This window comes from Citrobacter amalonaticus, from assembly GCF_002918555.1.
Lineage (GTDB): Bacteria > Pseudomonadota > Gammaproteobacteria > Enterobacterales > Enterobacteriaceae > Citrobacter_C > Citrobacter_C amalonaticus_A.
The window spans coordinates 184,360-198,979 of record NZ_PQMB01000005.1 but is presented as its reverse complement, the minus strand read 5'-3'; the positions used below and the strand labels follow the sequence as shown (position 1 = coordinate 198,979).

The window sequence follows — 14,620 nt, the reverse complement described above, 5'->3', positions numbered from 1 at the left end:
CCTTACGATATGGCGCGACGGCGCACAGGGAATGCGGGAAGTACCGCATTTTGTAACACACGTCCGGCGTCAGAGGAAAAAGTTAATGTCTCACCCACGGTTTGAGTCTCAACAATTTGTCCTTCATCCATCACCATCACCCGGTGGCAAAAACGCTCGACCAGGCGTAAATCGTGGGTGATAAACAGACAGGCGGTGCCAAACTGCTGTTGCAGTTTTTTGAGCAGACGGATCACGCCCGCCTGCAGGACCAAATCGAGGTTCGACACCGCTTCATCCAGGATCAGAAGTTTCGGTTCTACTGACAGCGCGCGTGCCAGGCAGACGCGCTGGAGTTGCCCGCCGCTCAGCTGCGGTGGGCGCTTGTCGAGTACGCTGTCGTCGAGATCCACGGCTTTGAGCATTTCGCTGGCCCGCGCCATTTGCTCTGATTTCGTCAGCGACAGCAGATGGCGCATGGGTTCACGTAAAATTTCTCGCACGGTTTTACGCGGGTTTACCGCGCTGATGGAGTCCTGAAATACCATCTGAATATCCCGGCGAAACGCCTTTTTTTTAGCGCGGTTCAGCCGGGAGAGCGGCTCACCCTGCCAGCTGACGCTTCCTTCCGTTGGGGATTCCAGACCGACGAGCAGGCGCGCCAGCGTGCTTTTCCCGCAGCCGCTGCGCCCCAACAGGGCAACGGTTTCGCCGCTGTTCAGTTCTAAAGAGACCGCTTTCAGCACCGCCTGATGCTGATGTTTACCGTGAAAGCCTGCATGTGAATACTGATGAGAAAGGGCAGATACGCTGAGTAATGTCATGATGCCAGCTCCATACCGTACAGGGCGAGATGTGCCGCAACCAGATTGCGGGTGACGGTGTGCTGTGGCGTGCGAAACAGGGTTTCGACATCGCCCTGCTCCACAATATTACCGTTATCCATCACGGCCACTTCATCCGCCAGTCGCGCAACCACGCCCATATCGTGCGTCACCAGCAACATACCAGGGGCACGGTTTTGCATAATGCTTGCCAGCAGATCAAGAATGCGTGCCTGGGCCACCACGTCCAGATCGGTGGTGGGTTCATCGGCCACGATAAACGGCGCATCGCACAGTAGCGCCATTGCAATCATCATGCGTTGTAACATGCCGCCGCTCATCTCGAACGGGTAAAGCTTCAGGACGCGTTCTGCATGTTCCAGGCCAACCGCCTCCAGCGCCGCGATGAGCGTCGCGTCGTCGGCGGGTTTGCCTGATGCCTGACAGGTTTCTCGCGCATGGGCCGCCATCGTATGCAGCGGATTAAAGGCGCTGCGCGGGTTCTGCATGATGGTGGCGACCTTGATGCCACGCAGTTCACAGGGCGAAACAGGTTTGCCATCCGCGAGGACTGTCCCAGCCGTTTGCCGCACGCCCGCAGGCAGAATGCCCAGGGCTGCCGCGCAGGTCAGTGATTTACCGCTTCCGCTGCCACCCACCAGGGCCAGCACGCGTCCGCGTTTGAGCGACAAAGAGACACCGTGCACCAGCGGGCGATCGGCCTGTAACGCAATGTTTTGCAGTTCAATTTGTTGCGGCATCAGTGGGCATGCTCCGTGACCAGATGGGGATCCAGGTGGTCGCGCAGCGCGTCACCCACCATGTTGAAAGCCATCACGGTGATAAATAACGCCAGCCCCGGCCAGAACATTTGCAGCGGCTGGGTCCAGATATACTGGCGCGCGTCGTTAATCATTACGCCCCATTCCGCAGTTGGCGCGGTAACACCGAGGCCGAGGAACGACATTCCGGCGACGTGCAGCATCATGTGACCAATATCCAGCGTCGCCAGCACCAGCAGCGACGGGATCACCGCGCCGGCCAGGTGGTCAATAAACACCCGGATATGACCCGCGCCGGAAAGCCGGGAGGCGAGTACAAACTCGCGCTGGCGCAGGGAAATCACGAGGCTTCTCACCATCCGCGCATACCACGCCCAGTGTGACAGGGCGATGGCGATGATCACGTTGGTCAGCCCGGTCCCCAGCACGCCAACCATAAAGAAAGAGAGGATCGAGGTCGGGAAGGTCATAAACATATCCGCGACGCGCATGGTGGCCTGATCGACGCGACCGCCGATAAGCCCCGCGCTGCCGCCGACGATGAGTCCCAGGGTGAGCACCAGCAACAGGCAGGCCATGACCGAACCGAGCGAGACGCGGGTCGCCGCCAGCAGACGCGAGAAGATATCGCGGCCCAGATGGTCGGTGCCCAGCCAGTGCTGACCGTCGGGCGCCAGCAGGCGCGAGGGTAAATCAATGGCTTGCGGATTGTAAGGGAGCCACCACTGGCTGGTGAGCGCAATCACCGCCAGCAGGACGATGATGATTAAAGAGATGCGGACAGACCAGCGTGAAGAGAGGAAAAAGTTCACGAGTGCGCTCCTTCATGGCGACGAATTCGCGGATCCAGCGCGGCGTTCAACAGGTCAACAATCAGGTTACACACCACAAAAACAATCACCATCATTAGCGTAAAGCACTGAATCACCGGATAGTCGCGGTTAAATATCGCCGAGACGGCATAGCGACCCACGCCGGGCCAGGCAAAGATGTTCTCGATGATCATTGTTCCACCAATCAGTTCGCCGATATGCATCCCCACGGCGGTGATCATCGGCAGCGAGGCGTTACGCAGAATATGACGGCGTTCGGTTTGCTTCTCGTTCAGGCCGCGCAGCCGCGCCCAGGTAACATGACGCTGCCCGGCGACCTCCAGCATGCTGGCGCGCAGCAGACGGGCGTTAATCGCCAGTGACATAAAAGCGATCGACACCGCAGGCAGAATAATGTGTTGCCAGCCGCCATAGCCCATAGCAGGCAGCCATTGCAGGTAAACCGAGAAGAACATCACCAGCAGGAAGGCGAGCCAGAAGTTAGGCATCGACACGCCGAGGAAGGCGATAAAACGCACGGCAAAATCGGGCAGACGATCGCGATGGCGCGCCGCCCAGATGCCAAGCGGTACAGAGGTGAGCAGGATCAGTACCAGCGCGACTCCCGCCAGCTGTAGCGTGGCGGGCAGGAAGTTCAGCATATCATCCAGCACCGGGCGCTGGGTTGCGAACGAGATGCCAAAGTCCAGATGCAGCGCCTTCCACAGCCAGGTGCCGTACTGCACGACAAGCGGCTGATCCAACCCCAGCATCACGCGAGTGGAGGCCACCATCTCCGGCGTTGGCGGGAGGCTCGACAAACGCAAATAGTCGAGCGCCGGATCGCCGGTCCCCAGGCGCAGCATCAGGAAGATAATCACCGAGGCGGCAAAGATCATTGGTATCAGCAGCGCAATGCGCCGCAACACGTAACGCAACATCAGGGTTTCACCGGTTTAATCTGTTCAAACGGAATTTCCGAGGCAATTGGCGCATAAGGGATCGCGCCCAGCTCCGGTTTGGCAACCACCATCATTGAGACATAGCTGATGGGCAGGTAGACCGCGTCGTTGTGCAGACGCGTCAGAATGTCGCGGTACAACGCCTGACGCTGCGTTTCATCAGTGGTTTCCAGCACTTCGCCAATCTCTTTATCAATAACCGGCTTGTCGGCTAAACCCTGCTGAGCCTGATAATCTGCGTGCGACGGTACGCGCATTGAGCTCATAAAGGCGTGCGGATCGTACGGTGCGCCCCAGGTGCGATTAAAAATCATGCCAAAGCGACCGTCGCGCTGGCGGGCGTAAATACTGCTCTCTTCCTCGCCGATCAGCGCCACATCCACGCCAGTCTGACGCATATCAGCCTGAATAATCTCCGCCATCGATTTGCTTAGCGCGTCGGTGCCGATGAAAGACAGCTCTATGCGCAGCGGCTGGCCGTTTTTCTCTCGAATCTCTTTACCTGCTGGCAGTATCCAGCCTGCCTTCTCCAGCAATTCTTTCGCCTTTTGCGGCGAGTACTGGCGCGGCTTCAGGCCAATATTGGCGTAAGGGACCGTGGGGGCAAACAGGGTATCGGCAACCTGCTGGGTGCCGTACAGGGCATTATCGATCAGCGATTTTTTGTTTACCGCATAGTTCAGCGCTTCACGCACCAACAGCTCGTTGGTCGGCGCCTTTGCGGAGTTCAGCGCCAGCATCACCGTCTCTATTGGCTGCGAAAGCTGGGTACGGTATGCCGGGTTCTGGCTGAAACGTGCGAAGGTGTCGAGCGGCAACAGCCCTTCGTTGCCGTATAGCAGATCGATGTCGCCCGTCTCAAAGGCCACGGCGCGGGTCGTTGGGTCTGGGATCACTTTGACGGTAATCTTTTGAATCTGCGGTTTTTCACCCCAGTAGCGGTCGTTTCGCACCAGAACATCGTATTGATTGAGCTTTGATTCTTTTAACACCCATGGACCGGTGCCAATCGGCGCTTTAATGCCGTGCATCGTCTCATTGTCTTTAAACTGCGACGGGGCGATAAAGCGGAAAGGACGCGGTAGCGCCAGCTCTTGCAGGAACGGGTAGTAGGCGCTTTTCAGGGTGATTTGCAGTTGGTTTTTGTCGAGCGCCTTGACCCCGACTATCTGATTGACCAGCTCCAGCCAGGCGTGACGCTGGCGATTGTCGAGAATGACGCGGAAGTTCTCTGCCGCAGCATGGGCATCGAACGTTTCGCCGTTGGAGAATGTCACATCATCACGCAGGGTAAAAGTCCAGATTTTACCGTCCGCCGAGTGGGTCCAGCTTTTCGCCAGCCAGGGTTTCACCGAACCGTCTGCCTGATACTTCACCAGCGGCTCATAGACCATACTCTGGGCAAACATCTGGTTAGGCGTATAAAGATGTGGGTTGAGCGGCCCAACGTTTACCGGCCATGCGGTAGTGATTTCGTCAGGTGCGGCAGCCTGTGCGAGGAATGACGCGCAGGTCAGCAGCGCAAAGAGTGTGCGGCGTAGTCTGGACAAAATAGTGACCCCGAATGATGTAAAAAGGTACGACTCAATGAGTATGACGATTCTAAAGATTCATCATACTTTTGATGTGTTCTGGATCAATAGTTGAGCGGTCAGAAAGGGGATGTATACGAAATTCGTATGTTAACTCTCACTCAATAAGCGCAGCAGGGTACTGACCTGATCGTCCAGGGGAGCGAGGGTTTCTTTGACGATCAGATGCAGCGGCGTGGCGCGGCGCGCACCGTGGCTTAACGGCAGCGGACGCAAAATCCCCTGGGCAAGCTGTGTCTGAATTCTCTCCTCTGGCAGCCAGCCGTAGCCAACCTGATACATCACCGCATCAATCGCGGCATCGATGGTCGAGAAGGTCCAGGCATCGCGAACCGGTTGCTGCGGATTATCACGATCGGCAATGCGAATCAGCGGCCAGGCGCGCAACGCGTCTTCATCCAGCGGTGCATCGAGCGCGCAGAGCGGGTGATCGCGGTGGGCAACGGCAACGAAGTCAATATTCATCAACCATTCACCGCGTCCGGTGACATCCTGGCGGCGCGTCAGAACCATCACGTCTGCATCAGCATACGCCGCCTGTCGATCGTCAGCGTTCTCCAGCACTTCAGTCAGGCGTACCTGGGTCTGCGGCCATTCCTGCTGAAATTGTTTGAGAATGGCGAACAGGCGTCGACGCGGGAAGATGCTATCCACCATTAAATCCAGTCGCGTACGCGCCCCGTTTTGCAACGTGGCCGCCCGGGTTTCCACCCACAAAAAGGCCTTCAGCAACGGTTTGACCTGATTGAGCAGCAGTTCGCCTGCCGGCGTCAACACCGCCCTGCGGCCTTCCGGCGTCAGTAACGTGACGCCGAGCCGCTCATGTAACAGAGCCAGATTGTAGCTCACCGAAGACTGGCTGCGGTGCGTCTCTTCCGCTGCTTTGGCAAAGCTGCCCAGTTCCACCACTTTCTCCAGCAGTGCCCACTGCTCCAGGGTTGTCTTATGCATAATCTATCTAAAAACTGGATGAATATGATGCAAACATAGCGTTATTAATCCAATTTTTAAAGCATTAAGATCCTCACATCAGGTATGAGGAGAACCAATATGAGCACTTTTGATAAACATGATTTGAGCGGTTTCGTCGGCAAACATCTGGTCTATACCTACGATAATGGCTGGAATTACGAGATTTACGTAAAAAACGATACCACGCTGGATTACCGTATTCACAGCGGCATCGTGGCCAATCGTTGGGTGAAAGATCAGCAGGCGTACATTGTGCGGGTCGGCGAGAGCGTCTATAAAATTTCGTGGACTGAACCCACCGGCACCGACGTCAGCCTGATTGTTAACCTGGGCGACAAACTCTTTCACGGCACTATCTTTTTCCCGCGCTGGGTGATCGATAATCCGCAAAAAACGGTCTGCTTCCAGAATGATCATATTCCGCTGATGATGTCTTATCGTGATGCGGGTCCGGCGTATCCAACAGAAGTGATTGATGAGTTCGCGACCATCACTTTTGTGCGTGACTGCGGCGCGAACAACGACAGCGTTATCGCCTGTGCGGCGAGCGAGTTGCCGGAAAACTTCCCGGAGAATTTACGCCAGGACTTCCAGACGCTGCACGGCGTCGGCGGTTAGCGTGAACGGCGTCGGAGTGCAGACGGCCAGACTCAGAGAACCGAGCTGGCAGTGGCTCACCGACAGCGCGGAATTCAGCGTGCTGTCGACGCTGACGATTTGCCAGGCGCTGCCGCCGCGCTGTTTGACGATGGCCTCTTTGCGCGTCCAGATCCGCCAGAAGGCGGCCAGCTGTTGATCCGGATGTTCAGACTCCACCTCGGCATGTTCGCCGAGGCTGAAGACCGCATTGGCCAGCGCTCGCCAGTTATCGCGTGGGCGTACCACTTCGATATCGCAACCCACTTCGCCTTCGTCGCTCAACAGCAGCGCGATATCATCGCCGCTATGGCTGAGGTTGAACCACAGCGGTGTTTGCGCGGCGAAGGCGGGTTTACCCTGCTCCCCGTAGATAATTTCCGGCAGCGGCGACAGGGCGCGGGAAAGCAGTACGCGACCAGCCAGCCAGCGCGCACGGCGGGCACCCTCCGGCGCCCGAATGGTTATTTCGCCCGGCAATTCGCCCGCGCTTAATGTTGACACTTTTCCCAGTACGATCCGGTACATATCAGGACCAACGTTTGATAATAATGGAGGTATTGATGCCGCCAAACGCAAAGTTGTTGCTCTGCAGGAACTCACAATCAATCTTGCGGGCTTCACCCATAATGTAATCCAGCGCGCCACAGTTGGCGTCCGGCTGACTCAAATTTAGCGTAGGCGCAAACCAGCCTTCGCGCATCATTTGCAGACTCATCCAGGCTTCCAGCGCGCCGCAGGCGCCAAGCGTATGCCCAAAATAACTTTTAAGCGAGGAGATCGGCACATTGTCGCCATAAATTGCGGCCGTCGCCTGACTTTCTGCGATATCCCCGCGATCGGTGGCCGTGCCGTGGGCCGAAATATAGCCGATGTCCAGGGCGCTTAAGCGCGCCATTTTCAGTGACTGTTCCATGCAAATCTGCATCGTGTCTCGCTGCGGTTGGGTGATATGCGCGGCGTCGCAGTTGGTGGCAAAGCCTGTAATTTCGCCGTAAATAGTCGCCCCGCGGGCTTTGGCGTGTTCCAGCTCCTCCAGAATCAGCGTGCCCGCGCCTTCGCCAATCACCAGACCATCGCGGTTTTCATCGAAAGGCGATGGGGTGGTTTTGGGCTGGTCATTGCGCTGGCTGGTCGCGAACAGGGTATCAAATACCGCCGCTTCAGAGGGACACAGCTCTTCCGCGCCGCCCGCCACCATCACCGTCTGGTAACCGTGACGAATGGCCTCCCACGCATAACCTATCGCCTGGCTGCCGGAGGTACAGGCGCTGGAGGTTGGGATCACCCGCCCGCGCAGGCCAAAGAACAGCCCGGTATTGACGGCGGTAGTGTGCGGCATCATCTGTACGTAAGTGGTGCCGGTGATGTTATTGGTGTGTTTTTCGGTCAGCATGGTGGCGAACTCGCTCACCGGACCGGTGCTGCCGGTTGACGATCCGTAGGCAATCCCGGTTTCGCCGTTAGTCAGCACCGCATCGCCAATGAGTCCGGCCTGCTCCAGCGCCAGTTCAGTTGCACGCGTGGACATCAGCGACACGCGGCCCATCGCGCGGATGCGCTTACGGGTATAGTGTTCCGGGAGGGTGAAGTCGTCGACGGGGGCACCCAGCAGCGTATGCAGTCCGTCATAAACCTGCCACTCCGGCATTTTGCGCACGGCATTTTCATACGCCAGCAGCCTGGCGGAAACATCCTGCCAGTTTTCCCCAAAGGCGGTGATGCCGCCCATGCCTGTAATGACCACGCGACGTGTCATAGCATCCCTCCATTGATGGAAATTACCTGACGGGTCACGTATCCCGCCACATCCGACATTAAATAGCTGGCAAGTCCTGCCACTTCGTCCGCCTGCCCCATCCGTTTCATGGGGATCATCGACATGGCTTCCTTCAGTGCGGCTTCTTCCATTTCGATCATCCCGGTGTCGATAAGCCCAGGCGCTATACAGTTAACGGTAATTTTGCGTTTCGCCAGTTCAATCGCCAGCGCTTTCGTGGCGCCGATAATCCCTGCCTTTGCCGCGCTGTAGTTGACCTGACCACGGTTACCCATCAGGCCGGATACCGAGGAGAGCGTAATGATGCGACCGCCCTGGCGAGCGCCGATCATCGGCATGATGCATGGCTGAATGACGTTGTAAAAACTGTCGAGATTGGTGTGGATCACCGCGTCCCAGTCGTTGTCACTCAATGCCGGGAACGCCGCGTCGCGGGTGATTCCGGCGTTGCTCACCACGCCATACCACGCCCCGTGCTTCTCAATATCCTGCTCCAGCGCTTCGCGGCACTGTTCGCGGTGGGCGACGTCAAACGTAAGCAGACGGCCTGCGCCGCCCGCGGAGAGAATCGAATCCAGCGTCTCTTGCGCTCCCGACGCATCGCGATGATAGTGGACGCCAACGATAAAGCCGTCCGCCGCCAGTTGACGGGCGATCGCTCTCCCGATGCCCTTGCTGGCACCGGTAACCAAAACTGAACGACTCATGTGGACGCTCCTTGTTGAAATAGAGAATGTAGTTCTTCTGCCGTGGGCTGAAAGGTATTGACCCGACCGGAGGCCAGCGCCTCTCCACCGGCGTCAATCGTGCACTCGAAGCTGCCGAAGCGCGCATCCTGCATCAGCAGTGTGACGGTGATATTCAGCGTCAGTCCGCCCGGCAGGTCGCCAGCCGCGCAAACCAGCTCACGAGCGCCAAGCACCATGCCGAGTGAGATATTGCCCTGACCCTGCTGATGTCGATGCCAGCCAGACCAGACGCCGACGGTCTGCGCCATCAGTTCCAGGGCGAACCAGCCGGGGAGGTTGCCCTCTGCGTTGAGAAACGGGGCCAGCACGCCATCCGGGGATACCGTCACGCGGCAGCAGGCCGCTGCGTCCGTCACACTGACCACTTCTTCAAGCAGCTGCATGGGGGCGTCGTGCGGCAGGTATTCACCGGGCGGTAAATAGTGGCTCATGAAATCCTCCCGAGCAGAATACTGGCGTTATTGCCGCCAAAGGCGAACGAACTGGACAGAATAACCGGGCGCTCAAGCGGCTGCGGCTGCCCGAGAATACCGCAGCGCGGCAGTGTGGGATCCAGTGGCGACAGGCTAAAGTCCTGAAACGGCAACGGCAGGTCACGCTGCAAAATCAGCATACTCAACGCCGCTTCGGTAATGCCTGCCGCGCCTAACGTGTGTCCGGTAAGATGTTTCGTCGAACTGCACGGGACGCTCTCGCCAAACAGCGCGTTCACCACTTTTGCTTCAATCTGGTCGTTAAGCACCGTGGCGGTGCCGTGCAGGTTGATATAACCCACCTGTTCCGGCGTGATATTCGCGTCGTTCAGCGCCTGCCCGATCGCCCGAATAGCGCCTTCACCTTCCGGGTGCGGCGCAGAAATATGGTGCGCATCGCTGGATTCCCCCACGCCCAGCAGCGTGATGGGCTGTGGTTCGCGGGTCAGCAGCATCAGCGCCGCGCCTTCGCCGATGGTAATGCCGCAGCGGTCACGACCAAACGGCTGGCACAGCGTGGGGGAGAGCGATTCCAGGCTGTGGAAACCATTCACCGGCATCCGGCTCAGGGTGTCTGCGCCGCCGACAATGGCGACGTCTGCCAGTCCGGATTCAATCAAACGGCGTCCGCTGATGATGGCGCGGGCGCTGGAGGAGCAGGCAGTTGAGAGCGTAAACGCCGGGCCATCCAGTGACAGCCAGTGGCTGAGAAAGCGCGACGGGTCGCCCAGCTCCTGCTGGGGATATCGCCAGGTGGTGCTTTCCTTCCCGTTAAGCGTCAGATTGACGTGCGCATCCCCCTCATCAAGCCCGGAGGTGCTGGTGCCGAGCACCACCGCAATTCGATCCCGCCCGTACTGCGCAATGGCTTTATCCACTCGCGGCTGGATCTGTTCGAGCGCCGCCAGCAAAAGCTGATTATTGCGTGAACGATGGGCGCTGAACGCATCGGGAATGGCGGGCAGTTCACCGTCAACACCGGCTAACACCGTATGCGGATGGCCCTGTAGCCAGCCTGGGCGAGGGCGCATACCGGGCGCAGTGCCGCGCGTCAGACTGGCGGCGATTTCATCGGTGTTGTTGCCCAGGGCGTTAATCATGCCAACCGCAGAAATGTAGATCATCTCAGTCACCCAGGTATTGAATGGTGATGTGGTATTTAAAGACGAGCTGCTCGATGCCGATCGGCTCACGCTTCCCGTTGCGGTTCAGGTAGGTGATTTCCGTCACCCGTTTGCCGCTGGCGTTACGCAGTTCGCGCTTGTCACCGGTGTCCGTCAGCGTCCAGCCTTTGGGCAACTGTGGCTCCCATGCGCTAATCGGCCAGTGGCTGAGCATCACGTCGGCCAGCACCTGGCTGGCTGGCGGCAGCTGCGGAACGACGATCGACTGTTCAGTATGCAGCCCTTTTTGATCATACGTTGCGAGGAACAGGCGGATGCCCACGGACGACAACCCCGCCAGGGTGATTTTCGTATCGTCGGCGTTGAGCATCACCAGCAGCGACTGGGTTTTGCCATTAAAGCGCCCGGTGAGCAACTGCTGTGAGCTGATTGCAGGCGTGATGCCCGGCGCGGGCAGCGTCACGCGGACGCCGGGTTCCAGCCAGGCCTGCGGACGGCCTTCCTGTTCCGGCTGTGAGTGGCTGCATCCGGCCAGCAGCATCGCGGCGACCAGCAGACACTGCCGGATGGCGCTACGCTTATCCGGCCTGGGGTTTCTCAGCAAGCGGAAGGTCTGTTTTATCATTTTCTTTTTTCTCTTTTTTTACCGGGCATCGCCAGCGGTGAAAGCAGGAACGCGGTGAAAATACCGCTCACCAGCACAATGCCAAAACTGCTGATAGCCTGGGTGGCGCTAAAGACCAGCATCCCGAGTGTCAGGAGCGTGGTCATCATCGCCAGCGTAATCGCCAGGAGTGAGGTCAACGGAGTGCCGCGCGGATTACTGAAAAATAGCGTGTAGTTAATGCCGATCCCGAGTATCAGTACCAGTGCCAGCAGCGAGAACAGGTTGACCGCGTGCCCGCTCAGCGACAGCACTGCCAGACCGCAGCCTAAAGAGAGCACCGATGGCACCAGGCTGATTAAGCCCTTGCGCCAGCCAAGACGCGCCACGGCACCGCTGGCAATGATCGCCAGTGCGACACACAGCAGACCCGTGAGTACATGGCGATAAAGGGCGAAAAGTTCATCAAAGCTGTTTTTACGATCCACCCAGGCGACGCCGATATTTTTTGCGCTGAGCGCCTTCAGCGCCGCGCTGTTTTTCACACCCTCAGCCGGAACCAGCACGCCGCTTTCGCCATTTGCCAGCGTCAGCCATAGCAGGCGCCAGCCTTCGCTGGCCGGACTGGCAAGCCAGGCATCGACCGTCACCGGCATGGCGTTAAGATCGGGGTTGACCGTCGCCAGCCCGGCGTTGTTCAGGGCGTGGGTGATGGCAGGGGCGGCGTTTTTCAGTAAGGTGAGATCCTGCTGCTGCCGGGCAAGTGAATTCAGTGGGATCGTGCGATAGCCGCTGAGCCATCCCTCTTTTTTCGCCTGTTCCAGCGCCGGGACAAAAGCGTCCAGGCGCTCCAGCGTTTGTTGTGCGGATGTTCCGTAAACCACAAACCACTTCTGATCGACGCTTTGCCCGGTGAGTGCGGTAATCGCTTTTTCCTGGGCCAGAATGTCTTGTGGCAACGCCTGTAGCTGCGAAATATCGTCGTCCACGCGCAGCGTCGCGAGTCCCGCCAGTGAGAAAAGCGCCAGCGCCACGGGCAGGCCGACGGAAAGCTTTTTATTGCGTCGCCAGGCGGCAAGCCAGCGCAGCATGAGCCCCATTGCCGGAACCGGGCGCACGGGCAGTCCACGGCACAGCCACGGATGCCAGAAAATCACCGTCAGACAAGAGGCGCAAAGTCCCGTCGCCGCGAATACCGCCATCTGGCGAATGCCGGGGAAGGGGGCAAGCATCATAATCAGGTATGCCGCCACGGTTGTCAGCAACGCCAGCAGTAGCGCATTACGCACTTTGGCCAGGCTTTGCCACGGCGACGCCTCCGCGCCATGTACCATCCGTTCGGTCAGGTAATAGAGCGTGTAGTCGGCGGAGACGCCAATAATGCTCATGCTCATCACCAGCGTCATCAGATGCAGTTCGCCAAAAATGAGCAGCGTCACGACCGTTCCCGCCAGCGCACCAACACTGATGGAGATCAGGCACAGCAGCAGCGGGCGCAGCGAGCGGAAGACGGCGATAATCAGCAGGATCACGCCAGACACCGTTGCGACACCGAGGGTGGAGATGTCCTGCTTCGCCTGCTGACTGGCGTAATCGCTGTAGAACACGGTCCCGCGCGATAACAGTTGCGCCTGCGGATAACGTGCCTTCAGCTCGCCCTCAAGCGCCCTGAGCGTGGTGACCAGCCGGTGCGTCTGCTGCATATCGAATGACGAACCTGCCAGTTCGCCGTGCAGCAGATACCAGTCGTTGCCCTGCTCATCCTGGGCAACCAGCCAGCCGTCCATCAGCCGCAGGCGTTGCCCGTTTTTGGCCATTGCCAGCTGGGAGCCACGCATCAGCATCAGCGGGTCGTTTTGCAGCTCTTTACCGCTGACGCCGGAGAACGCCGAATAGAGCTGCGAGAGGATCCATTGCGCCTGCGCCTCGCCGCCGTTTTGCAGCCGCGCACGGGTGTCGTGGTCAAGCAGACCGTTGCGGTGTTGCCAGAAAAATGCGCCCCATGCCTGCTGGCTGTCAGCGTCCAGGGGGCCCTTCACCTCCGACAGCGCGTGTGATTTTTGCAGGCGTTCCAGCCAGTCACGGGCGACCTGCGGGTCGGCCTTGTTACCGGGACTCACCAGCCAGACCAGCTGGCGATCAAGACGTTGCATAAAGCCGTCGTTCAGCGCCGGAGGAATCGCGCCTAACGCCTGTTTCGGCAGCATCGCCAGTACGCTGCTGTTGAGTCTGGCCTGAGGCAGTTGCATCAGCAGAATACCCAACAGGATCAGGCAGACGACGCCCCATAACAGCGCAGGGCGTTTACTGGGCGGCAAAGCGTTGGCGTTCGTCATCGGTCAGTTGCGCTGGCGTCAGTTGATGTTGGGAAAGCGTGATATCGGTGCGATCGCCCTGTTTATCGTTGAGCTGAATGCTCTCCAGGTATGTCTTTCCGGCGAGATCGATACTCCCGAAGATTTTATCCAGCGGCGTGGTGATCGGCGTCAGGCGCAGCGTCCAGCGGCCTTCGCCCTGGTCGGCAAACGCCACGCGGAAATTCTCTTCCAGCACCTGACGATCGGCCTGGAACAGCGCCCGCAGCAGATGGTTAAACTGGAACATCTGCGGGTTGTTTTCTGCGGTGATAGTCTGTGGCGGCTGGCCGCCGATGGCCTGCACCATCCGCTTGTCATCCAGCAGCAGCTGCATCGGGAACGGGGACGTTTGATCCCAGAGCAAACCCTGGTCACGGGCGATCAGCATATTGCCCTGGGAACGCAGCGGCTGCGGCAGATCCTTAATGGTGCGGGTTTGGGCATAATGCGCCCGGACGACGGGCTGCCCGGTAAAGCGTTGTTGCAGATCGTCGAGCGTGATGGCGCTGGCCCACGGGCCGATCAGCAGCGCCAGTAGCGGCAGAAATCTCATGGCGTTACCCCCATTCGTTCAAACAGGATATCCGGGCAGACGAAACACATCTCACGACTCTTCTCTTCCACCGCAACCTGGATGGTGTAACCGGTGGTGGCGCGCTTGCCGCTTTCGGCATCAAAAATTTCGTAGCCTATACGCAGGCGGTTTTCGAACTCCTCAATACGGGCGCGGACGCGAATACGTTGCTCGAAGGTCAGCGCATTGCGGTACTTCACGCGGGTATCGACCACCGGCCACAAATAGCCGGACGCTTTCATCTGGCGATAGCCGTAGTCAAACTGGTTAAGCAGCGCCTCACGGGCAATCTCGAAGTAGCGGAAGTAGTTTCCGTGCCACGCCACGCCCATCATATCGACATCATGAAATGGAATGGTCAGCTCGACTTCAGCCGTAAAACGGGGATCGTTAAGCACCT

General features: G+C 58.6%; 16 protein-coding genes. 1 reads left to right on the top strand and 15 read right to left on the bottom strand.

Translation table 11 applies throughout. The features are described 5' to 3' along the window. Positions 1-2: 2 nt before the first annotated feature. From nikE to C3432_RS20815, 6 genes are all read right to left on the bottom strand, one after another. Positions 3-803, bottom strand: coding sequence for a nickel import ATP-binding protein NikE (nikE, locus tag C3432_RS20840; RefSeq protein WP_103778477.1), 801 nt, complete (start codon positions 801-803; stop codon positions 3-5). Next, positions 800-1,564 carry a nickel import ATP-binding protein NikD gene (gene nikD / locus C3432_RS20835; RefSeq protein ID WP_103778475.1) on the bottom strand — a complete coding sequence of 255 codons (765 nt, stop codon included), beginning with the start codon at positions 1,562-1,564 and terminating at the stop codon, positions 800-802. The genes nikE and nikD overlap by 4 nt, the downstream gene beginning before the upstream one ends. Then, positions 1,564-2,397 (bottom strand): nickel ABC transporter permease subunit NikC, encoded by an 834-nt coding sequence (gene nikC, locus C3432_RS20830; RefSeq protein WP_103778473.1) that lies wholly within the window; start codon positions 2,395-2,397, stop codon positions 1,564-1,566. Before nikC ends, nikD begins: the two co-directional genes overlap by 1 nt. Beyond that, a complete protein-coding gene (gene nikB, locus C3432_RS20825; protein ID WP_103778471.1) occupies positions 2,394-3,338 on the bottom strand; it encodes a nickel ABC transporter permease subunit NikB in 945 nt (314 codons plus the stop codon). The genes nikC and nikB overlap by 4 nt, the downstream gene beginning before the upstream one ends. Continuing rightward, positions 3,338-4,912: a nickel ABC transporter substrate-binding protein gene (nikA, locus tag C3432_RS20820; RefSeq protein ID WP_103778469.1), complete on the bottom strand. Its 1,575-nt coding sequence runs from the start codon at positions 4,910-4,912 to the stop codon at positions 3,338-3,340. Before nikA ends, nikB begins: the two co-directional genes overlap by 1 nt. Positions 4,913-5,041: 129 nt before the next feature. Beyond that, positions 5,042-5,902: a LysR family transcriptional regulator gene (locus C3432_RS20815; protein ID WP_103778467.1), complete on the bottom strand. Its 861-nt coding sequence runs from the start codon at positions 5,900-5,902 to the stop codon at positions 5,042-5,044. Between the two features lie 99 nt (positions 5,903-6,001). Between C3432_RS20815 and C3432_RS20810 the strand changes: the two genes are divergently transcribed. Then, on the top strand, positions 6,002-6,541 hold the full coding sequence (locus C3432_RS20810; protein WP_103778465.1) for a phenolic acid decarboxylase: 540 nt from the start codon (positions 6,002-6,004) through the stop codon (positions 6,539-6,541). On the opposite strand, the gene acpT is transcribed toward C3432_RS20810, so the two are convergent. The 9 genes from acpT to C3432_RS20765 form a co-directional block, all read right to left on the bottom strand. Continuing rightward, positions 6,500-7,087, bottom strand: coding sequence for a 4'-phosphopantetheinyl transferase AcpT (gene acpT / locus C3432_RS20805; protein WP_103778463.1), 588 nt, complete (start codon positions 7,085-7,087; stop codon positions 6,500-6,502). The genes C3432_RS20810 and acpT overlap by 42 nt on opposite strands. A gap of 1 nt (position 7,088) precedes the next feature. Further along, entirely contained in the window at positions 7,089-8,318 is a 1,230-nt protein-coding gene (locus C3432_RS20800; protein ID WP_103778461.1) for a beta-ketoacyl-ACP synthase, read from the bottom strand. Next, positions 8,315-9,046 carry a 3-ketoacyl-ACP reductase FabG2 gene (locus tag C3432_RS20795; protein ID WP_103778459.1) on the bottom strand — a complete coding sequence of 244 codons (732 nt, stop codon included), beginning with the start codon at positions 9,044-9,046 and terminating at the stop codon, positions 8,315-8,317. Before C3432_RS20795 ends, C3432_RS20800 begins: the two co-directional genes overlap by 4 nt. Then, a complete protein-coding gene (locus C3432_RS20790) occupies positions 9,043-9,519 on the bottom strand; it encodes an ApeP family dehydratase (protein ID WP_103778457.1) in 477 nt (158 codons plus the stop codon). The genes C3432_RS20795 and C3432_RS20790 overlap by 4 nt, the downstream gene beginning before the upstream one ends. Next, positions 9,516-10,685: a beta-ketoacyl-[acyl-carrier-protein] synthase family protein gene (locus C3432_RS20785; RefSeq protein ID WP_103778455.1), complete on the bottom strand. Its 1,170-nt coding sequence runs from the start codon at positions 10,683-10,685 to the stop codon at positions 9,516-9,518. The genes C3432_RS20790 and C3432_RS20785 overlap by 4 nt, the downstream gene beginning before the upstream one ends. Before the next feature lies 1 nt (position 10,686). Continuing rightward, positions 10,687-11,226: a DUF3261 domain-containing protein gene (locus C3432_RS20780; protein WP_103779100.1), complete on the bottom strand. Its 540-nt coding sequence runs from the start codon at positions 11,224-11,226 to the stop codon at positions 10,687-10,689. An 80-nt stretch (positions 11,227-11,306) separates the two neighbouring features. Continuing rightward, positions 11,307-13,625 carry an MMPL family transporter gene (locus C3432_RS20775; RefSeq protein WP_103778453.1) on the bottom strand — a complete coding sequence of 773 codons (2,319 nt, stop codon included), beginning with the start codon at positions 13,623-13,625 and terminating at the stop codon, positions 11,307-11,309. Continuing rightward, entirely contained in the window at positions 13,594-14,199 is a 606-nt protein-coding gene (locus tag C3432_RS20770; RefSeq protein ID WP_103778451.1) for a LolA family protein, read from the bottom strand. The genes C3432_RS20775 and C3432_RS20770 overlap by 32 nt, the downstream gene beginning before the upstream one ends. Beyond that, complete coding sequence (locus C3432_RS20765; RefSeq protein ID WP_103778449.1) at positions 14,196-14,618, bottom strand: acyl-CoA thioesterase; 423 nt, start codon at positions 14,616-14,618, stop codon at positions 14,196-14,198. Before C3432_RS20765 ends, C3432_RS20770 begins: the two co-directional genes overlap by 4 nt. Between the last annotated feature and the right edge of the window lie 2 nt (positions 14,619-14,620).